Origin of the sequence: [Flexibacter] sp. ATCC 35208 (assembly GCF_001975825.1) — a bacterium.
Taxonomy (GTDB): Bacteria; Bacteroidota; Bacteroidia; order Chitinophagales; family Chitinophagaceae; genus Chitinophaga.
Genome location: NZ_MTKN01000063.1, coordinates 1 through 19,384, shown reverse-complemented (window position 1 = coordinate 19,384; position 19,384 = coordinate 1). Strand labels below are relative to the sequence as shown.

Annotated in this window: 17 protein-coding genes, 1 tRNA gene and 1 pseudogene; 7 read left to right on the top strand and 12 right to left on the bottom strand. The window is 39.6% G+C overall.

Going from position 1 to position 19,384, the window contains the following annotated elements; genetic code table 11:
• The first annotated feature begins 10 nt into the window (after nucleotides 1-10).
• Nucleotides 11-1,960 (top strand): glycoside hydrolase family 97 protein, encoded by a 1,950-nt coding sequence (locus tag BW716_RS28320; RefSeq protein WP_083729355.1) that lies wholly within the window; start codon nucleotides 11-13, stop codon nucleotides 1,958-1,960.
• 27 nt (nucleotides 1,961-1,987) lie between these two features.
• Here BW716_RS28320 and BW716_RS28315 read toward each other — a convergent pair whose 3' ends face one another.
• The 6 genes from BW716_RS28315 to BW716_RS28290 all read right to left on the bottom strand — a co-directional run bounded on the left by BW716_RS28315 (nucleotide 1,988) and on the right by BW716_RS28290 (nucleotide 6,917).
• On the bottom strand, nucleotides 1,988-2,581 hold the full coding sequence (locus BW716_RS28315; RefSeq protein WP_083729353.1) for a TetR/AcrR family transcriptional regulator: 594 nt from the start codon (nucleotides 2,579-2,581) through the stop codon (nucleotides 1,988-1,990).
• Nucleotides 2,582-2,823: 242 nt separating this feature from the next.
• Nucleotides 2,824-3,144, bottom strand: coding sequence for a DUF3817 domain-containing protein (locus tag BW716_RS28310; protein WP_083729351.1), 321 nt, complete (start codon nucleotides 3,142-3,144; stop codon nucleotides 2,824-2,826).
• A 14-nt stretch (nucleotides 3,145-3,158) separates the two neighbouring features.
• Nucleotides 3,159-3,524 carry a hypothetical protein gene (locus BW716_RS28305; RefSeq protein ID WP_235643964.1) on the bottom strand — a complete coding sequence of 122 codons (366 nt, stop codon included), beginning with the start codon at nucleotides 3,522-3,524 and terminating at the stop codon, nucleotides 3,159-3,161.
• Nucleotides 3,525-3,715: 191 nt separating this feature from the next.
• The gene (locus BW716_RS28300) at nucleotides 3,716-4,762 is read right to left on the bottom strand and encodes a beta-ketoacyl-ACP synthase III (protein WP_083729347.1); all 1,047 of its coding nucleotides are present in this window, start codon (nucleotides 4,760-4,762) and stop codon (nucleotides 3,716-3,718) included.
• A gap of 486 nt (nucleotides 4,763-5,248) precedes the next feature.
• Nucleotides 5,249-5,974 carry an SDR family oxidoreductase gene (locus tag BW716_RS28295; RefSeq protein WP_083729406.1) on the bottom strand — a complete coding sequence of 242 codons (726 nt, stop codon included), beginning with the start codon at nucleotides 5,972-5,974 and terminating at the stop codon, nucleotides 5,249-5,251.
• Nucleotides 5,975-6,035: 61 nt separating this feature from the next.
• Entirely contained in the window at nucleotides 6,036-6,917 is an 882-nt protein-coding gene (locus tag BW716_RS28290; RefSeq protein WP_083729345.1) for an AraC family transcriptional regulator, read from the bottom strand.
• A 282-nt stretch (nucleotides 6,918-7,199) separates the two neighbouring features.
• Between BW716_RS28290 and BW716_RS28285 the strand changes: the two genes are divergently transcribed.
• The gene (locus BW716_RS28285) at nucleotides 7,200-9,011 is read left to right on the top strand and encodes a glycoside hydrolase family 2 protein (RefSeq protein ID WP_083729343.1); all 1,812 of its coding nucleotides are present in this window, start codon (nucleotides 7,200-7,202) and stop codon (nucleotides 9,009-9,011) included.
• 71 nt (nucleotides 9,012-9,082) lie between these two features.
• On the opposite strand, the gene ung is transcribed toward BW716_RS28285, so the two are convergent.
• Nucleotides 9,083-9,754 carry a uracil-DNA glycosylase gene (ung, locus tag BW716_RS28280; RefSeq protein ID WP_083729341.1) on the bottom strand — a complete coding sequence of 224 codons (672 nt, stop codon included), beginning with the start codon at nucleotides 9,752-9,754 and terminating at the stop codon, nucleotides 9,083-9,085.
• Nucleotides 9,755-9,859: 105 nt separating this feature from the next.
• Between ung and BW716_RS28275 the strand changes: the two genes are divergently transcribed.
• A tRNA-Arg gene (locus BW716_RS28275) sits at nucleotides 9,860-9,936 on the top strand.
• 730 nt (nucleotides 9,937-10,666) lie between these two features.
• On the opposite strand, the pseudogene BW716_RS39205 reads toward BW716_RS28275, so the two are convergent.
• Nucleotides 10,667-11,443, bottom strand: a pseudogene (locus tag BW716_RS39205) (recombinase family protein); the annotation flags it as partial.
• A gap of 391 nt (nucleotides 11,444-11,834) precedes the next feature.
• On the opposite strand from BW716_RS39205, the gene BW716_RS28265 reads away from it, so the two are divergent.
• Nucleotides 11,835-12,551 carry a hypothetical protein gene (locus BW716_RS28265; RefSeq protein ID WP_083729339.1) on the top strand — a complete coding sequence of 239 codons (717 nt, stop codon included), beginning with the start codon at nucleotides 11,835-11,837 and terminating at the stop codon, nucleotides 12,549-12,551.
• Nucleotides 12,552-12,557: 6 nt separating this feature from the next.
• Here BW716_RS28265 and BW716_RS39200 read toward each other — a convergent pair whose 3' ends face one another.
• The 3 genes from BW716_RS39200 to BW716_RS28255 are packed head-to-tail and all read right to left on the bottom strand — an operon-like array spanning nucleotide 12,558 to nucleotide 14,611.
• On the bottom strand, nucleotides 12,558-12,728 hold the full coding sequence (locus BW716_RS39200) for a helix-turn-helix transcriptional regulator (protein ID WP_179091309.1): 171 nt from the start codon (nucleotides 12,726-12,728) through the stop codon (nucleotides 12,558-12,560).
• 43 nt (nucleotides 12,729-12,771) lie between these two features.
• Complete coding sequence (locus BW716_RS28260; protein ID WP_083729337.1) at nucleotides 12,772-13,440, bottom strand: hypothetical protein; 669 nt, start codon at nucleotides 13,438-13,440, stop codon at nucleotides 12,772-12,774.
• A 10-nt stretch (nucleotides 13,441-13,450) separates the two neighbouring features.
• Complete coding sequence (locus BW716_RS28255) at nucleotides 13,451-14,611, bottom strand: HEPN domain-containing protein (protein ID WP_083729335.1); 1,161 nt, start codon at nucleotides 14,609-14,611, stop codon at nucleotides 13,451-13,453.
• 152 nt (nucleotides 14,612-14,763) lie between these two features.
• Between BW716_RS28255 and BW716_RS28250 the strand changes: the two genes are divergently transcribed.
• The 3 genes from BW716_RS28250 (at nucleotide 14,764) to BW716_RS28240 (ending at nucleotide 19,018) form a co-directional block, all read left to right on the top strand.
• A complete protein-coding gene (locus tag BW716_RS28250) occupies nucleotides 14,764-15,168 on the top strand; it encodes a helix-turn-helix transcriptional regulator (protein WP_083729333.1) in 405 nt (134 codons plus the stop codon).
• 131 nt (nucleotides 15,169-15,299) lie between these two features.
• Entirely contained in the window at nucleotides 15,300-17,126 is a 1,827-nt protein-coding gene (locus tag BW716_RS28245) for an ATP-dependent endonuclease (protein WP_083729331.1), read from the top strand.
• Entirely contained in the window at nucleotides 17,126-19,018 is a 1,893-nt protein-coding gene (locus BW716_RS28240) for an ATP-dependent helicase (RefSeq protein ID WP_083729329.1), read from the top strand. The genes BW716_RS28245 and BW716_RS28240 overlap by 1 nt, the downstream gene beginning before the upstream one ends.
• 41 nt (nucleotides 19,019-19,059) lie before the next feature.
• Here BW716_RS28240 and BW716_RS37095 read toward each other — a convergent pair.
• The coding region (locus BW716_RS37095; protein WP_179091308.1) for a hypothetical protein at nucleotides 19,060-19,384 on the bottom strand (325 nt) is incomplete at its 5' end.

The following is a 19,384-nucleotide window of genomic DNA, read 5'->3' as shown; positions in this document are numbered from 1 at the left end:
TTTCCATGATATGATAAAACGTACGTTGCTATGCCTCTTAGCTACCGCATTTGCCGGTACTGAAGCCTTTTCTCAGAAAAACGATGTTCTTGTTAAAAGTCCGGACAACCAACTACTGGTCAATGTTCAGCTCCGGGAAGGAAAAGCTTATTATAGCGTTACCTATGCCGGCAAACAGGTATTGGAGCCATCGCAATTAGGACTGGTGAGCAGTATCGGCGATTTCTCCCAACAACTACAATGGGCTGGTAACAAAAAGCAACCCGTGCAGGAACAATACACTCTTAACAGATCGAAAGTAAGCAAGGTAGATTACAAGGCGAATGAACTGCGTTGTGCTTTTACCAATGCCGGCAAAGATACAATAGAGGTGCTGTTCCGTGTGAGCAACCGGGACCTGGCCTTTTCCTACCGCATTCCTCAGAACGGCAAAGGCCCCCTCACCTGTACGGTAGAAAAAGAAGTAACCGGTTTCGACTTCCCCGCAGCAACGACTACGTTTATCACACCACAGGCATTGCCCATGAGCGGCTGGATGAAAACAAAACCCTCCTACGAGGAAACTTATACACTCGATGAGCCTATAGGCACCGCCTCACAATATAAAGCAGGATATACCTTCCCGGCATTGTTCCATGTAGCCGGCCAGCAATGGGCATTGGTTTCCGAAACAGGCGTGGCAGGCAACTATGTGGGTACACACCTGAGTGATGGTACTGCTGATGGTCTGTATACGATCGCTTTCCCCCAAAGCGGTGAAAACAACGGACAAGGGCCGGTAAGCGCCAGTGCGCCCCTACCTTTACAGACTTCCTGGAAAACCATTACCGTAGGTAATGACCTTAAACCCCTTGTTGAATCTACAGTAGCCACTGATGTCGTAAAACCGGTGATCAGTTCTAAAAAAATATTTACTCCCGGCCGTGCTGCCTGGAGCTGGATTGTATGGCAGGATAGCAGTGCCAATTACAATGACCAGGTGACTTATATCAATATGGCTGTTCAACTGAAAGCGGAATATGTATTGATCGATGCATTCTGGGATACACAGATCGGTAAAGAGAAAATGGAAGAATTAGCACGTTACGCAGCCTCAAAAGGGGTTGGGCTGATACTCTGGTACAATAGCAATGGATCCTGGAATGATGCCCCGCTTACGCCCAGGAACCGCATGAATGAAAGAGACGTGCGCAGAGAAGAAATGGCCTGGTTACAAAAAATAGGTATTAAAGGATTAAAAGTTGATTTCTTCGGCGGAGATAAACAGGCAACGATGCAATTGTACCACGATATTTTAGTGGATGCGGCTGACTTCGGCCTGGTCATTAATTTCCACGGCGCCACCCTGCCAAGGGGCTGGGAAAGGATGTATCCGAACTATGTAACCAGCGAAGCCGTACTGGCATCAGAAAACCTCGTCTTCCAGCAATCATTCTGTGATAACTATCCGCAAACCGCTACCATCTATCCATTCACACGCAATGCAGTGGCGCCAATGGATTTTGGACCGGTATTCCTCAATAAACGCTTAAGCCGTACCCAACAAAAAGGTTCTATCAGACGTACTACAGATGCATTTGAAATGGCAACTGCCGTACTGTTCTTTTCATCAGTGCAACACTGGGGTTTAACACCCGATAATATGACAGGAGAACCGGAATACCTGCTGGACTTTATCAGGAATGTACCCACCACCTGGGATGAAACCCGCCTGATCGATGGCTATCCGGGCAAATACTGTGTAATAGCAAGACGCAAAGGTACCAAATGGTATGTAGCCGCAGTGAACGGAGAACCGAAAGAGAAGACATTGACAATCGCACTGCCCATGCTGGCAAATAAAGAAGTATCTATCATTAAAGATGGGGATGGGCAATCCTCCACACTACAAAAACAAAAAATAGGTTCAACGATCACGCTTACCTTGAAAAAAGCCGGTGGCGCTGTACTGTTTAACTAACAACACGGGGCCTAAAGCCCCGTTTTTTTATGCCTTCAATGTGTCCAGGTAGTATTTAAGCTGCTTCAGATATAGCATATACGGACTCCTGCTATTCGCCAGCTTCCCAAAGTTGCGCACCCCCCAATAGCCAGACATTACAAACATCGTCACCTGCTTTGCATTCACATCCTTTCGTATTGTCCCGCTTTTCTTTCCCCTCTCAACAGTAGCGGTCATCAACTTTGTCCACTGCTCGGTCACTTCATTCAATACATTGTTAAAATCCTCATTCCAGGGGCACATTTCACTAGCCAGATTAGCCACAGGACAACCATACTCAACTTTCATAAATTCATCCTTCATCAACAAATGATACATCAGGTTATAAATAGCATCCAGTGCTGATCCTTCTTTTTCCAAAGGCGCTATAAAACTACTCGTAAGCGCAGGTTTCATCAGTTCATTGATAATTGCCACCCCCATTTCGTCCTTATTTTTGAAATGGTAATAAAAGGCGCCTTTTGTTACCTGGGTAGTTGCAATAATATCATCAACACTGGTTGTCTTATACCCTTTCACATAAATTAACTCAAATGCTTTCTGTAAAATATTTATCCTTGTTGCCTCCGCCTTTTTCATCTGGATGTTTATTTTAATCGTTCAGTTCCTCACATTCAAAACCATTATCTTCCAGGAGTTGAATGATTGACCCTGCAATTTCGGATTTAATTTCTATACGTAGCACATTATCACAACCCTACAGATCAAAACTCCATCTGGCAAAGGAATCACTTTGAGACAGATAACTAGAACTCATTTCATAAATGGGTATTTGTAATTGATAGTCAATGCTTGAAGGGTAATTATGAAATGAGTTCTACTTACCTGTTTTCATTATTGGCTTGTGGCGCAAGTATGTATTTATCAACATAAAAAGTTCCGAATGGTATAATACAGGCAACTAACACCTTCCACGAAACCTCGGAGAACTTCCATTTGTACGTCACACCTACGCTGAGTGTCGTGATGACAAATAAGGTAAAAAGCAACCCATGAATAGGCCCCATCGTCTTTACCATGGCTGGCTGCCCACCCCAATACTTTAATGGCACAGCAATAAACACCAAAATCAGCAGGGAAATACCTTCGAAAAATCCAATGATCCTGAGGCGTCCTATGGGCGTCTTGAAAAGTTGTAACATAACACTAAATAAGATTAAAATGATCTGAAATAAGGCCGGTGAGCCAATGGTGAAAAAGGCCATGGTATGGCGATCAATATGATCAATAGCGCCAGTGAAAACCATAGCAGTATCGTCATGAATTTCAACTTATCTGTTTCCATCCGCTTTGCTTTGGCGGAGCCTATTGTGATTATGATAATAGCAATTACCATCAATGCAATGTGTAAATAACGAAAGAATGTATACTCTTCAAACACATTATATCTGATAACAGGACTAATAATATAGAGGTAAAGACCAAGCATCAACTGTATATGTGCAATAGTCGCAGTCAAATGTCTGAAAGTATTGTCAGTAGAGGAAAAAACCTTGTTTCCCCGCACGCCGTTCCAGGCCATTATTATACAATAAACAAGACTGATAAGTACAAGGTAACGGTTAATAGAATGTAATACTAAAATCGTCTGATACATAGTTAATCACTTGAACAATGCAAAAGTAATACAAAAACATACTAGTTAGTATGTTTTTGTAAAATTAAATAAAAAAGGCAGCGTTTCCGCTGCCTGCAATATTGTAATATCAGATCTTATATTGTTACGCTTTCTGGTAATGCATATTCAAATTGCTCCTTTTTTGCGATTAACTGTCCCCACCTCAAACAGGTAGCTCCCCACGAAAATCCTGCACCAAATGTAGTGATCAGCAAATTCTGCCCTGGCTCAAAATCTTCTGCAAAATCCCACAATACTAACGGTACTGTTGCCGAAGTAGTATTCCCGTATCTTTCTATATTGATCTTTACCTTTTCAAATGGAATATTGAGTCTGTCGCTCACAGCCTGGATAATTCTCATATTTGCCTGGTGTGGAATGACCCAGTCAATTTCGTTTGCATCCAGGTCATTGAGATCCAGGGCTTCACCAGAGGCTGTAGCCATGGACTCTACCGCATTCTTAAATACCAATGCACCATGTTGTTTGATATAGTGCGCTCTGTTCTGTAAGGTTTCATTCGTAGCAGGCAGTCTTGACCCACCGGCTGGTACCAGCAGCGCGTCATTTCCTGCGCCATCAGTTCTCAGTACACTATCCATTACCCCGTAGTTTTCAGTGGTAGGTTCGAGCAAAACGGCTCCTGCACCATCTCCAAAGAGAATACAGCTGTTTCTGTCATTATAATCAACGATAGAGCTCATTTTATCCGCCCCCACCACAATGACTTTCCTGTACCTGCCGCTTTCGATCAGACTAGCCCCCATAGTCAGACCAAACAGGAAACCACTGCAGGCCCCATTGAGGTCAAAACCAAAAGCATTGCTAAGTCCGCTTTTTTTACATACCAGGCTACTGGCTGGTGACAATAAGTGGTCCGGAGTAGCAGTGGCCAGAATGACCGCCTCAATCTCTTCTGGTTTTACCTGGTAGGTATCCAGTAAGTTCCTGATGGCTGATGCTGCCAGATCCGAAGTAGCTTCATCTTCTGCGGTTGCAATACGTCTTTCTTTAATACCAGTACGCTGTTTGATCCATTCGTCGGAAGTATCTACGATTGTCGATAAAAACTCATTTGTCAAAATATTCGATGGTACATAGCCTCCTAGTGCGCTGATGGTAGCTCTGATATCCTTTCTCATTTACATTAAATCTATCACAGAAAATTGGGATGCGAAGGTAACTCAAAGTAAGAGCAGTTGAACTTTTTTTTCGCCAAATTTAGTTGGGATATGACAAACTCATTGATTTTAAGTATTTATATATATAATATATCATCTAAAACCGTTCAATATCGAAATATTGCGATACAGGAGTAACAAGTCAGGTATGTCTACCAAATATGGCAAAAGCCATCACCCGGATTGCCATTTTGCAGTACCTGCCATAAAGTAGTGTACCTTATGATTATCCATTATTTTCGCTTTTGCATAAAACTGGCTTTTACAAATGGATAACTATATCATAACAACCCCAGGAATGGCGACTTAACAACCTGGTTTGAATAAAAAGAGGGTGTATCTAACTTTGATACACCCTCTTTTTATTCGGATACCTGATGGAGTCAGATTCCATTTTATGCGATTCCCAGGAGTTTCATTTATTTATAATCCCCCCTCCTATTCTAATTACCATGGACAATTAGCCGGCGCCGGATAATATTCCTCACTGAAATATTGCCCTGTCGGACCATCCTGCCCTATCAACGCATATTTAGCAATCCTTTGCCCTGCTTCTTCAGGTGTACTGGTACCCTGATGCCCCGTAAAATCAGTTTGCGTATACCCCGGACAAACAGCATTCACTTTAAACGCAGTATCCCGCAACTCATACGCCAGATTCACCGTGTACATATTCAACGCTGACTTGGAAGACTGGTATACTACATATCGCTTAGGATAATTGCTATTGTAAATATCCGCTGCTGCAGAAAGCGAAGCCATAGCCGTGCTTACATTTACAATACGAGGCTCGGGGGAGTTTTTTAATAAATCAATGAAAGCCTGTGTCACCCTTACTACACCAAATACATTGGTATCATATACTTTCTGATACTGATCCGCTGCCGTCTCTAATGCAGATTGCGCTGATACACCGGAAATACCAGCATTGTTGACCAGTACATCTAAAGCACCGATTGCTTTTCTTGCCGCATCCACAGATGCCTGGCTGGTCACATCCAATTGTATTGCTGAAACATTGGTCAATCCTTCGGCTTTCAGTTTTTCAACTGCCGCCTGGCCGTTTTCAGGATCACGGCTACCTAAATAAACAAAGAAACCTTTTTGCGCAAGTATTTTTGCTACTTCAAAGCCAATACCTTTGTTAGCGCCTGTTATTAATGCTGATTTCATACCTTCTGATTTATGCAACGAAGGTAGCAGGCAGAAAAACAGCCGATGGGGACAAATCGTTTTAATTGTGGGACAAATCCTGTAATTCGGACAGATAGGTGCTTACACGCTTCCCTGTACTCTTTTTGAAAACACGGGAGAAATAACGGGGGTCAGTAAAGCCCAGCTCATAAGCCAGTTCCTTCACTGATAATTTTGAATATTGTAATTTCCGCTGTGCTTCCAGCATGAGCCGGTTAGTGATCCACTCTTTGGGCGAAACGCCTGCAAATTCCTTTACAATACCGTACAAGGTGCTTGAAGTTAAAGCGAGTCTATCCGCAATACCCTGCACATCATGCTGCTCAGACAGGTTCGTTTCTACAGCCAATTTAAAGGCGATATACTTTGATAACTTGGAACCGGTGTTCACCTCCTTACGTTCATACCGCTCAAAATAGGCGGTATTAAACTCAGTCAGTACTGCATGCAAATGCGCGAGGATCACTTCAGACTTCTTCTGTTTACCAGGCGCATGCAAAAGCTGAAATAGTCCGGCCAGAAGATTCTTTACCCGTTGCTGAGCAGCCTCGTCAAAAGAGATAGTATTGGCATTATAAGGATTGACAAGGAATGGATAAGAACCTGGCAACAGCATCAGCGTGCTTTCATCAAAAGAGAGCGCATACTGCTGCATATTTTTATCGTAAGGCAATTTGGTAAAGACCTGGTTAGGCAAACCGTAGACCAGTCCGCCATCCCCAACAGTAAATTGCTGCATGTCAGCCACAAAAGTGGCGGACCCCTTCACCATGTATTGAAAATAGTAAAAGGAGAGTCTGTGAGGTTTTACCAAAATTGCTTTCACATCATCCGGTAGTTGGATAGCACAGTTTTCATTCAACGCGATAGCTAATTTATCGTGATGCCTGATTTTGTCCATCATGCCCCTCGTATCTTCCATAGATGAAATAGTTTACTGCAAAGATACAAATAGCTGGTTGAGTTTTCTACGTGACATGGCCTCTTGCTGGAATATCGCAGCATCGCCTGTTGCAAGAAACACCTGTGCTGCTTTTGCTACGGCCTGCTATGCCTCCTGTACCACATTGGCGCCGGCGCTTAATCTCTTCACACTCAGTTCTGCCAGTTTCTCAGCTTTGGCCAGTCCTGGCATCGCCATCACATTCAATGAAAAATAGCTACACGCTATAATGCGGCTATTTTTATTTGTATTTTGTTTATTATGAAAACAAAATACTGCCTGCTATATTTGGGCATCCTATTATTCCACGGACTCTCCGTAAAAGCCCAAACAGCCAAACTACCTACCCAATGGACGAAAGCTGCGATGGCAGCAGCGGTTCCTTTTCCTGACTACCCACGTCCGCAGTTGGAGCGGAAGGAATGGATGTGTTTGAATGGGAAATGGGATTATATAGGTGGTAAAGAAGTGGCGAGTGCATTTGCCCCTGTTAAACCGATTGCTTTTAGTGATAAAGCGGAAAAGATATTGGTGCCTTACTGTCCGGAGTCTGTGCTGTCAGGTATTGCGCGGAATCAGGAAATCAATATGTGGTATCGCCGTACATTTGAAATGCCTGCCGCATGGAAAGGGAAGCAAATCATCATCAACTTTGATGCAGTAGATCATGATGCGACCTTATTTGTCAATGGAGAAAAAGCCGGGGTGCATGCTGGTGGGTATAGCTCCTTTAATATCAATATTACAAAATTTCTAAGAGCTGGTACCAACACAATTGTCGTTGCAGCACATGATCCTAACGATGGCAGAACACCTTCCGGCAAAAACGGTCCACGGGGCGATTATACCTTTACATCAGGTATCTGGCAAAGTGTATGGCTGGAGCCAGTCAGTGAACATTATATTAAAAGTATCCGGCTATTACCTGACCTTGTCAACAACAGGCTTCAGGTATTTGTGGATGCAGATCAGGCAAAGGTAAAGGCTGTTGCATTGAATGGTTCAGACGTAGTGTCTGAAATTTCAGGGCGCTCCGGCACGCTTTTATATATGCCAATAAAAGAGCCAAAATTATGGTCGCCCGATGATCCGTTTTTATATGATCTGAAAATAACCCTGACGGATAATAAAGGGAATATCAAAGATGAAGTCAGCAGTTATTTTGGGATGCGTGATATAAAACTGGGTAAAGTAAATGGAGTGATAAGACCACTGCTAAATAATAAATTTATCATGCAGGTTGGCTTACTGGATCAGGGTTATTGGCCGGATGGCATTTTGACGGCACCTACAGAAGAAGCGTTAAGATCTGATATCTCGTTTACAAAAAAAGCTGGTTTCAATTTAATCAGGAAACATATGAAGACTGAGCCTAAGCGGTTTTACTATTGGGCAGACAAGCTCGGCCTGCTAGTATGGCAGGATATGCCGGCTATCTGGTATCAGCATGAAGATACGGCAAAGAATAGAAGTGCTTTCCGGAAGGAATTAGTAGATATGATGGATGATCTTTACAACTCCCCTTCTATCATTACCTGGGTACCATTCAATGAAAACTGGGGGGCATTTGATGTAAAAGAAATGACTGATTGGGTAAAGAAGCTGGATCCTTCGAGGCTGGTAAATGGTAATTCAGGATTTAATAATAACCCTGGGTATCAGGAGCCTGCAGGTGATCCTGGAAATGGAGATTTTGTAGATACACATATTTACGTGGGGCCTTATGGGGCTTCTGTACCGGATGATAAGCGGGCGGCATCGTTGGGTGAATTTGGAGGTGTTGGTTTGTTTGTACGGGGGCATATGTGGCCGGTGGAGAATAATGCATATGCTTATGAACCGACTAAGGAGCGATTAACGGATAGTTATGTGCTTTTGATGGACCAGGTGGAGCAATTGATGAGGTATAAAGGATTGAGTGTAGCTATATATACGCAGACGACGGATGTGGAGCATGAGGTGAATGGGATGTTGACTTATGACAGGGAGGTGGAGAAAATGGATATAGAGAGGGTGAAGGCAGTGAATGAAGCGGTGATTAGAGCGGGTAATGAATTAAAAGCAGGTAAATAATAGAAAGTATATAGCTATAATGGGTACTCGTTATACAGGGTGTAACGGGTAACCATTATAGCTACATATTGTTATAAACTCCAATCCACAGGTTCAATACCCGCTTTTGCCAGTAGTTCATTTGTCTTAGAGAAATGCCTGCAGCCAAAGAATCCTTTATCAGCACTGAAAGGCGATGGATGCGCCGCTTTCAGAATATGGTGTTTGGTCGCATCTATCAGTACCTGTTTGTCCTGGGCAAACCGTCCCCAAAGAATAAATACCACATCTTTTTTATTTTCTGACACCTTTCTGATTACCGCATCCGTAAAGTTTTCCCAGCCGACTTTTGAGTGAGAAGCGGGTTCATTGGCGCGGACAGTGAGGAATGCATTAAGGAGCAATACGCCATGATCTGCCCATTTGGTAAGGTTCCCTCCTTGTGGAATAGGCAGGCCGAGGTCGGCATGCAGCTCCTTAAAAATATTCACAAGGGAAGGTGGAGGTTTAACGCCATCCTGTACAGAAAAGCATAAACCATGTGCTTGTCCGGGACCGTGATAAGGGTCTTGTCCTAATAAAACAACTTTAACTTTATCGAAGGGAGTCTTGTCGAAAGCATTGAAAATAAGGTTGCCAGGAGGGTAAATGGTGCGGTTCAAAGCCTTCTCCTGCTTGAGATGGAGGGCGATTTGTTCAAAGTAAGATTTCTGAAATTCATCTTTTAAAACTTCTTTCCAACTTGCTTCAATTTTAACGTCCATAAATTTTTTTAAATTTTGAATGGCAAAAATTTGTTTTATAAAGGGAATTTTCACTAGATTTGCACTCCCAAATGAAACGGTAAATATACGGGAAATTTGGAAAACGGATCGGTAGCTCAGCTGGATAGAGCAGCTGCCTTCTAAGCAGCAGGTCATTGGTTCGAATCCAATCCGGTTCACCAAAGTGGACAAATCGAAATTAGTTTCGGTTTGTCCATTTTTATTTTGGGTGAATCCCTTGTCCAGACTGTATATTAGCTTAACGGCTTCGTTGATTTGGGTGGTTCGATAATTGAATCCGTCAAAAGTGAGTTTTTCGGGAAATATCGAACCAATAATGTGCCGCTTCTTCTTTACATCACTGTCAAGATACAGCTGTTCAAGCCTGACTAAAGATGTTATTGCTTTGTCAAGCAAGGCTTCTATATTAGTGGTTGTTCTGGAAAGTTCTATTAGACCGGCTTCAAGTTGGGTAATTCTTTTCTCACAATCAGCTTTGATTTCCTTATAATCGGCAGCGCTAATATCCTCCCTTAACAATAATTTTCTTGCTTTTACAATATCAGCCTGTGCTTCATTTAGCTGATCCGTAATTTGTCTGACTTCACCATGATGCCCTTTTGCATGTACTTTATAGGCGGAATTAATTACGTATTTATAAGATTCTGCCATGCCGGGGTTGGGTATAAATTTGCGTAGTTCCTTTGAAAAAAGGTCATTAGCCTGTTCTGCTTTAAATCTTGCACCACAGGAGGAAATGCAGTGATAATAATAATACTGGCCATTTCTACCACGAGAAGCACTGCCCGTTAATAGTTTACCACATCTGGGGCAAAGTAAATAGCCACGTAGTTGCATTATTTCCTGTGAACCAACTTTTGTGCGGTAATCCTTCTTTTTGCCATCCAATATATCCTGCACTTCATAAAATAGTGCTTCCGATATAATAGGTTCATGCAGACCCTGTACCTGCTTACTTTCTTCATCTTTAAAAGCAGATAGGTATATTTTACCACAATAGACCGGGTTTCTCAATAATTTCCAGAAATTAGCCTTGCAGCAACGAATGCCTTTTAAACAGGCTTCCTTATATAATTGCTCTACCTGATACTGGCCGGTTGCCAACATATCAAATACCCATTTCATAATACTGGCAGAAGGTTCCTCAGGGGCTATATACTTTCTGAAATCTTCTGTTATCTTATTGACATATCCTACAGGAGCTGGCCCCATCCACCGCCCTTCCTTTTTTGCCCTGCGCATGCCGTATCTTACATTAAGTGCCCTACGATCATTTTCGACTTCCGGCGTTGCCAAATAGACCGCAAGCATTATTTTGCTTTCCGGGACTGTCATATCCAATGGCTGTTCTATGGCCTGTGGTTCTACTCCCTGCTTACGAAGAATATTAATCATTTGGTAAGCATCTCCTGCGTTACGGCTAAACCTATCCCATTTGGTAAACAGGATTACATCAATCTGCCCTTTCCGTTTCTTTAGGTCTAAAAGCTCATTGCTCCATCCCGGCCGGTCAAACGTCTTCGCTGAATAATCCTCAAATATTACTTTCCGGACAGTAATCCCATTGTTAAGGCAATATTTCTGCAAACGTTCCTCCTGATCTCTCTGGGAGAAACCTTTGTCAGCCTGTTCATCAGTACTGACGCGTATATATAAGTCTGCTTTCATTTTCCTAAATATGTGTTTAAAGCAATTTGAGCCAACTTGTACATAAATTCCAGAATCAATTTAGCTTCTTCAATAGTTACATGCGTACCATGCCCCTTTAGTATTTCAACTATTTTCTCGGGCTGAATGTTTTCCATCTGCACCTCCACTTTTATCAACTTCACAAAATCTCTCTGTGCAAGAGAATATACCCTCCAATGCTAATATAGTAAATTTGTTAGGTTAATTTGTTTTTTACCAAAACTTTTTATTAATTTGGAGTGTTTATTTTGCAAGCCTTACCCCCATTGGTCAGCTTTAGCATACTTTGGTATGATTTGTATGCTGGGAATAAGGGTATATTAGATTCTGTTACACGTTTTGATGCCATTACGTATAAAATGAGTGAAAAATGGAAAAGACGTACAAGGTTAGCTATAAAACATATTTCAATGACCGGCTAAAACAGGTGTTTTTTCACGGTCAGCTTACATATCCTTTATATGTACAGGTAACCTTTGACAGGAAAACAATTGTTTTTAAGAGTTACTATTTTGAATTGTTTTCCAAAGCCAGATATGTAATATTCATGGATGGGAAAATGCATGGCCCTTCGCTGGAGCAGATTATGGAGAAGGAAGAACTTTTGATTAATTACATTATTGATAAGCGACTGCCTGATTTTTCTTTAGACCAGTTTAAGCTGGACTATACTTTTTACAGCAAAGATTTGTGTGACGAAATGGAGCCAGGGTTCATAGATTACCTGTTTGTTTTCTTCCAGGATAAGGGAATGCCTGCATTAGCTACTACTATACAGCAAGGCAGTAAATTTCGTATTCTGTATGATGTGGTTGGGGATATGAAAAGGGCGTTTAATCGCCCTTTATATGATGAACTGGTAGATAATTCCTTTTACTATGCCCCACCTTATCTGCCATTATATGGATTTATGCAACAAACCAAGAAATGGCCGATGTTAAGCCTCACGGTTATGGAATGGGAAGATATTAAAACGAAAGCTAAGTTTGCTGATTATATGTTCAAGAATTACCCTGAAAAAGATGTGCAGGAAATCTATGATCAGGTAGAAAAGTGGCTGACACATATTAAAGATGTTGGTGAATAGCGTATCCTAATCCATACCTTCAAATAAATCTGACAGCATTATATGGTAGTATTTGGCCAATCGGAAAAGTACTAATATCCTTATATGCTGGTACTTCCCTTTCTCAATATTATGTAATGTGTATACGGAGATACCTGTGTCAGTCGAAGTAGCAGACAGGCTAATCCCCTTTTTCATACGGATACACATTAGATTGTGGCCTAATTTGCAAGTGTATTTATCAATCTTTTTCTGTAGCGTTTTCCCCTTCATTATTTGTTGTGTTAATGGTTTTTACTATGATTTCTCCGTTAGACCATTCAAATTCCCTGACGCTGATTAAGTGGCAGGCATCTGCAAGTTTATCAAGATGCTTTTTAAATGCCAATACATCAATTACATCTCCTGTAGCCTCCATGTTATCGCCAGTTAAAGCAATATGTAAAATATTATGCAGTTCCTCTTTCCATTCGGATAGTGTACGAAACTGAAAGAATTTGGGAAAGACTTTATAAGGGGTAATAAATTCTTTCCGCGTTAGACTACGGGGGAAATAATCCCAAGGGTAGTCTTTATGTACAAATTTGCAATACAAGGTAGGGTTCATCATGTCAATTTCTCCTTCCGGATACTGCAACCTTAGGTTAGCCAGCCTTTCGCTATTGTCCATCTGATTAATAAGCCATCCGGCTTCAATTAACCGTAAAAGCCTTTCAGAAAAATAGACAAGATTACCGGGGGATTCATTGTTCCAGCTGGCCGTTTTATATACCGCTGCCATCCAACTGGCGATGGTTCTTTTTACATAGGCTAAGTCATATTCATGGAAAAAGGTATTAGCTACCATGTATGGATTGGCTATTTCAGATACAGATAAGTTTTGCGGGTAAAAGTCGTGTGGTTGTGGCATAAACAGTAATTTACTGGGTGATTGATGATTTTACAGATTGGCCGAATGCTTCGATTTTTTTCGTACAGACCTCTTTGGCTCTAAATTGCAGGTATTCAACACGTTCCAGCAGGATAGACACTTCATACTCGCCGATTTCGTAATCATTAGTATATCTGGCCTTTACATAGGCCGTGTTTAACAGTTGAAAAAACTCTTTTTCTTTATCCGTATCACGTGGAAATACTGTAGTTATTTCTTTGGCACATAACCGGCATGTCTGTAGTAAACTGGTGAGGTTATGGGTAAATACGTTCCGGTTCATTAGGCTGGCAATGACAGCCCGCAGTAGGTGTTCTACTACCTGTTGTAACATAAATGCTGCTATGCCGTACTTTTTTGTAAGCAGGTAATACCTGGCTCCGTCTATAAATGCTTCACATTTAGGGGTATCCTGCTCAAAAGTTTTATACGCCTTTTCCCGTATTTCAGCTACGGGTAAATGTTCAGGAACTGGCAAGGGGACAGTATTTATACTATATACAAGCGCCTTATCTGTACAAACCACAGAGTAAAATATATGTCCCTGTTGTAAAAAGCTATATACTTCCTGCGCTTTCCGTATTAAGATCTTGACTGATGCCATATCCTTACAGGCAGCAGTAATACTATTGTGGTATTCATCAAACGGCTTAGAGGCCGTTTCAGGCAGCAATACCATTAGCTCTAACTGTAAATTCTCTCCGCTTTGGCCGTCACTAATCGGGTTAATGAGAAATATCCTTTCTGGCAGCGCTTCTTTGACTATTGCCTGTATCACCTGCTGTAATGTTTCATCCGGGGTTATGGATACCAGGGTTTCGTCCGGTTTGAGTACAGGTATTTCTGGCAGTGGAGCTGCTTCTTTTGCTGCATCTTTCCTTTTTTTCTTATTATAGAGCAAATAAGCGGCTTCTATCAGCATTTCAGTATGAGTATAGAAAAGCAGTATGGTGCTGGCTTCATTATGCTCAGTTCCTTGTCTTTCATGGTTAATTATCCAATGGCTATATAGTTCCCAAAGGCGCTTCCGGCAATCTTCTACTGTGAAATCACTAAAAAAGACCTCCAGCGCTTCATGAGGCTTACCTACACCGTTACTCTCCATTTGAGTGGGCCTATAGGTAAGCGTCTTATATTCCTGCTTTGTCATATGGTATCGATTTGGTAATCAAAACAACATAACAATACCCTCATATTCAATACTTTAATTAGCTATCTTGCCGAATAAATAGAATATCTTAGCGGTATTTTATACCCCTTTGGGGTTCATTATTCCATTGATAGATTTATTATATTTGTAGCATGACAAACACTGATATGCCAAACAAAGTACACGAAGGAAAGAACGTTAAACGTTTCAGGGAAATGCTGGGTATGAAGCAGGAAGGACTTGCCTATGAATTAGGCGATGATTGGACACAAAAGAAAATATCTCTATTGGAACAGAAAGAAACTATAGAACCGGATATTTTAGAACAGGTCGCTAAAGTGTTGAAAGTGACCCCGGAAGCTATTCAGAAATTTAACGAAGAAGCTGCGATTAATGTTATTGCAAATACTTTTAATAGTAACGACAGTTCTACGTTGAATGCCATTAATTACTATTGCAGTTCTAATCCTATTGATAAGGTGGTAGAGTTATATGAACGGTTGTTGGCAAGTGAAAAGGAAAAAGTAGAATTGTTGCAAGGGAAACCTAAGAACTAAAATTGACGAACAAAAATATAGAAAAGCCACCGTGTTGGTGGCTTTTTCTATATTTTGCTTATTGAATCTGTTATAATTCAAATTATTCATTTTGGTTTTAAAATTACCTGCATCTAAAAAGGACTAAACTAATGAGTATTTTAATTGACATTGTAAGAATTTCTAACTTCCGCTCTCTGAAGAATATCGAAGTACATTTAACGCCTCTTACTTTGCTTGTTGGTGCTAATAACGCGGGGAAAACCACATTCCTAAAGGCAATTAACCTGGCTTTAGGAATTGAAAAACGTTTTGTATCAAAAGAAGATTTTCATATAAGTAAAGAAGATGTTTCTAATGAAGCAAATAAAATTCGAATTGATGTAAGGATCATTCCTGTAAATGAGAACAGCGAAAGAATAAAAGAGTTTACGGATTTGTGGAGAGATGTTGAATTTGGTGATCTAATAAATATTGATAGGAATGATAACCAGTATGTGGCTTTTAGAACTGAGGTGTCATATAACATCTTCAAAAATGATTACGAAATAAAAAAGTATAAGATTAGTGATTGGAAGGAAAACGTTGAAAACTGGGAGAAAGAGGAATATTTAGATCCTTTAAAGTCGTCATTTCAAACATTGCCATTGTTTTTTATAGATGCTCAACGAGATATATTAGGTGACCTGAAGGATCGTTCCTCCTATCTCGGGAAACTTATTTCTAAAATTGAAATAGATCCAAAGAAAATCGAGGAACTCGAAAAAAAAATAAAGAGTCTAAATGATGATATTGTAGGGAATAGTGAAGTTTTATCCCATTTACGTGATAGGTTAAAAGAATTAAGTAATACGATTCCATCAGGAAGTACGGGTATTGATATTACTCCTTTAAACAAAAAAATTAGGGATCTGAATAAAGGACTGAATATTAATTTTCAAGATGGTGAAAATGAAAGTTTTCCCCTTGAATATCATGGGATGGGAACTAGAAGCTGGGCTTCCCTTTTGGCATTCAAAGCATATATAACGTGGCTTGCCGATAGTTTTGAAAAGGGAAAAGCAAGCCCCTATTATCCCATTTTAGCACTTGAAGAGCCAGAAGCTCATTTACATCCTAATGCACAAAGGCATTTATATTCTCAGCTAATAGAGATCAAAGGTCAAAAAATTATTACCTCGCACTCTCCATATATTGCAGGACAATGCGATTTAGAAGAGATTAGGCACTTTTACAAATCAAATGACCATCCTCAAGTATCTCAATTTAGTATAGATGGAATGTTCCCAGAAGATTTGAGAAAATTACGAAGAGAAGTAATGCATTCCAGAGGAGAATTGCTTTTTGCAAAGGCTGTTGTTCTTTTTGAAGGAGAAACGGAAGAACAATCTTTGCCGATTTTCGGTAAAGGGTATTGGGCCAAACACACTTTTGAGCTAGGGATAAACTTCGTAGGAGTTGGAGGAGCAGGTAATTATTTACCTTTTATTCGCCTTTGTAAAACATTCAATATTCCTTGGTACATACTTAGTGATGGAGAGCCTGATCCTGTCAAAAAAGTAAAATCAGCTCTTTCAAAAATTAAGATTAGTCTCGATGATAGTCCCTCAAATGTATTTGTAATTCCAAACTCTAATGACTTTGAAAAATATTTGATTGAGTTAGGCTATCAAAACGAAATTAAGAATGGAATTATTGAAATCGAAAACGCAATCTATAAAAATTTAGTTTTTAATAGTGAACAGGAGAAAACTGCCAGAGCAGAACTTCTTGAGAAAAGGAAAGTTGAAATATCTGCATTTAGTGATTTGGATATTTTGAATTATATGTCTAAGAACAAAACCTCAATAAGCCCTATTGTTACTGAAATTATCGTGAAATTAGAAGATAAAAAAAGACGATTCCCTCCAATCTTGAAAAGTCTTTTTGATAAAATATCTGCTGATTTGAAAATTGAAATTGATAAAGCTAATATATAATGGAAATCAGGCTTTCATATAAACAAAGAATAATAGTTGAGTCAAAAGACGGGCCTATGCTTGTTTTGGCAAGTGCAGGAAGCGGTAAAACGAGAGTTTTGACTGAACGTGTAAGATATTTACTCTCTTCGCAACCAGGAACATTTAAAGTGTTAGCATTAACATTTACAAATAAAGCTGCGGATGAAATGCAAACACGCCTTAAAGATGTACAGAGCATAAAGGATAGGGCATTCATTGGAACTATTCATAAATTTTGCCTTGAGCTTATTCGTTCAAAAGGTACTGCAATAGGGATAGATAAAATGCCGCATATTTTTGAGCGGGAAAATGATAGAAGAGAAATTTTACTTGAGGTATTTGAGAATAACCTATCATTAAAAAAATACGTTACAGGAGCTTCAGATAAAGATAGGCAGAAGTTCATATTTGATGTTTTAAATTACATCAGCCAGCAAAAAAAGAATTTATGTGGGCTTGTTCAGACGAATGAAGCGGCTGATGAAGAAACAATGTTACTTTTCCATGAATATAACGCTGTGTTATCTTCTCAAAATGCCATAGATTTTGATGATGTAATTTGTCTCGCTTATAAAATCCTTGTTGAACGTCCGGCTGTCGCCGATTTATATAGAAAGATGTTTAGATATGTATGCATTGATGAAGCTCAAGACTTAAATTTTGCACAATATGAATTAATCAAAGCACTATGCGGTAAGCAACACAATAATATTTTAATGGTTGGAGATCCTAATCAAGCGATTTATGGATTTAATGGGTCAAGTAAAACTTTTATGACTGAAAACTTTGTCATTGATTTTAACGCCCCAATAATACAGCTTGCGGAAAACTTCAGATCTTCTATTTCCGTCTTAACAGCAGCACAAAAGTTAATTCCAAATTCAGTAGATATTTCTAATGCTGTAATCAATGGTGAATTTTCAATTTCTGAATGTCAAAATGAACAGTCAGAAGCAGAGTTCATAACTAATAAGATTAAATTTTTCCTGGATTCTAAAAAGCACAATGATATCGAGGGAGATATAACTGCTGAAAGAATTGCTGTTTTAGGAAGAAATAAATATGTATTTAAAAGTCTTGAAAAGGAATTAGGAAAAGAGCGAATTCCATTTGTTTATAAAAAGACAAATGATCTGAGCGAGCCTGTAAGTGATTTACTTAAAATGTATGATTTAGGCATTAGAATTCTAGTGAACTCTTTGGATAAACTTCATTTTATACAGTTGTGTAAACTTTTAGAGTTAGAAAAAATTCCTTTATTAGATACTAATGTTGGAATTGATAAACTATATAAATTATCAGATTTTATTATTTCATCTGATATAAAGAATGAATATACCATTCTATTTGAGTCCTGGAAAGTTGTTAATTCAGGTATAAATAATTTTATAAAGGGATTGGAACTGATAGAAGCATATGTTAATACTTCACCTCATTATTCGAACGACTTAATAAAGAAGGGATTTGTAATACAAGATATAGAAGAGCTAAAAGCATTATGGAAGGCATACTCTTTGCAAACAACTGCTGAGAATAAAACATTATCTAACTTTAGGAATCAAATTGCTTTAGGAATTTCCCTAAATAATAACAAAAATACCGGAGTTATATTAGGTACAGTTCATTCTGTGAAAGGACTAGAATTTGATATAGTTTTTTTGATGGGGATGAATGAGGGTACATTTCCTGATTATCGAGCGGTTAAGGAAGGTGGAGCGTCTCTTAATGAAGAAAAGAATAATGCATTTGTAGCTTTAACACGCTCTAAGCGTCTTTTATATGTCACTTATCCCAAACAGAAGTTCATGCCATGGGATAAGGAAACACCTGTTAACCAAGCGCCTTCAAGATTTTTGAGAAATTTGTCGTGACACCCTATTGTTAGTAGGACATTTTCTTTTGATATAGTCTGTTAAAATTGGTGTTGCAGATTAAGCTCTTTGTCAGTTGGATACCAAATAAAGTTATTTTTTCGTACAGATTTATTTGCTAAAATATCTGTACGATTTGAAATAAAAAAAGGGAATGATAAGTCTTCGATGTTATATAGGGAATGTTGTTTTTTGTCTTGTGGCCAAAATTTCAAGAACAAATCCTTATTTAAAGAAACATGGTTTACTTTGAATTTCTTATAACTCTCTTGGGTAACAAAGCCGATCTCACCTTCAGAGAATCTTTCCGCAAATATTACATTATCAAAATTATTTTCATAGCCTTCAAAGTAAGTATTCGGACCT

Excerpts from the sequence above, each read along its gene's own strand:
- BW716_RS28320 (WP_083729355.1), top strand. The coding sequence starts at position 11 with ATGATAAAACGTACGTTGCTATGCCTCTTAGCTACCGCATTTGCCGGT.
- BW716_RS28315 (WP_083729353.1), bottom strand. The coding sequence starts at position 2,581 with ATGAAAAAGGCGGAGGCAACAAGGATAAATATTTTACAGAAAGCATTT.
- BW716_RS28310 (WP_083729351.1), bottom strand. The coding sequence starts at position 3,144 with ATGTTACAACTTTTCAAGACGCCCATAGGACGCCTCAGGATCATTGGA.
- BW716_RS28305 (WP_235643964.1), bottom strand. The coding sequence starts at position 3,524 with ATGGCCTGGAACGGCGTGCGGGGAAACAAGGTTTTTTCCTCTACTGAC.
- BW716_RS28300 (WP_083729347.1), bottom strand. The coding sequence starts at position 4,762 with ATGAGAAAGGATATCAGAGCTACCATCAGCGCACTAGGAGGCTATGTA.
- BW716_RS28295 (WP_083729406.1), bottom strand. The coding sequence starts at position 5,974 with ATGAAATCAGCATTAATAACAGGCGCTAACAAAGGTATTGGCTTTGAA.
- BW716_RS28290 (WP_083729345.1), bottom strand. The coding sequence starts at position 6,917 with ATGGAAGATACGAGGGGCATGATGGACAAAATCAGGCATCACGATAAA.
- BW716_RS28285 (WP_083729343.1), top strand. The coding sequence starts at position 7,200 with ATGAAAACAAAATACTGCCTGCTATATTTGGGCATCCTATTATTCCAC.
- ung (WP_083729341.1), bottom strand. The coding sequence starts at position 9,754 with ATGGACGTTAAAATTGAAGCAAGTTGGAAAGAAGTTTTAAAAGATGAA.
- BW716_RS28265 (WP_083729339.1), top strand. The coding sequence starts at position 11,835 with ATGGAAAAGACGTACAAGGTTAGCTATAAAACATATTTCAATGACCGG.
- BW716_RS39200 (WP_179091309.1), bottom strand. The coding sequence starts at position 12,728 with ATGAAAAAGGGGATTAGCCTGTCTGCTACTTCGACTGACACAGGTATC.
- BW716_RS28260 (WP_083729337.1), bottom strand. The coding sequence starts at position 13,440 with ATGCCACAACCACACGACTTTTACCCGCAAAACTTATCTGTATCTGAA.
- BW716_RS28255 (WP_083729335.1), bottom strand. The coding sequence starts at position 14,611 with ATGACAAAGCAGGAATATAAGACGCTTACCTATAGGCCCACTCAAATG.
- BW716_RS28250 (WP_083729333.1), top strand. The coding sequence starts at position 14,764 with ATGACAAACACTGATATGCCAAACAAAGTACACGAAGGAAAGAACGTT.
- BW716_RS28245 (WP_083729331.1), top strand. The coding sequence starts at position 15,300 with ATGAGTATTTTAATTGACATTGTAAGAATTTCTAACTTCCGCTCTCTG.
- BW716_RS28240 (WP_083729329.1), top strand. The coding sequence starts at position 17,126 with ATGGAAATCAGGCTTTCATATAAACAAAGAATAATAGTTGAGTCAAAA.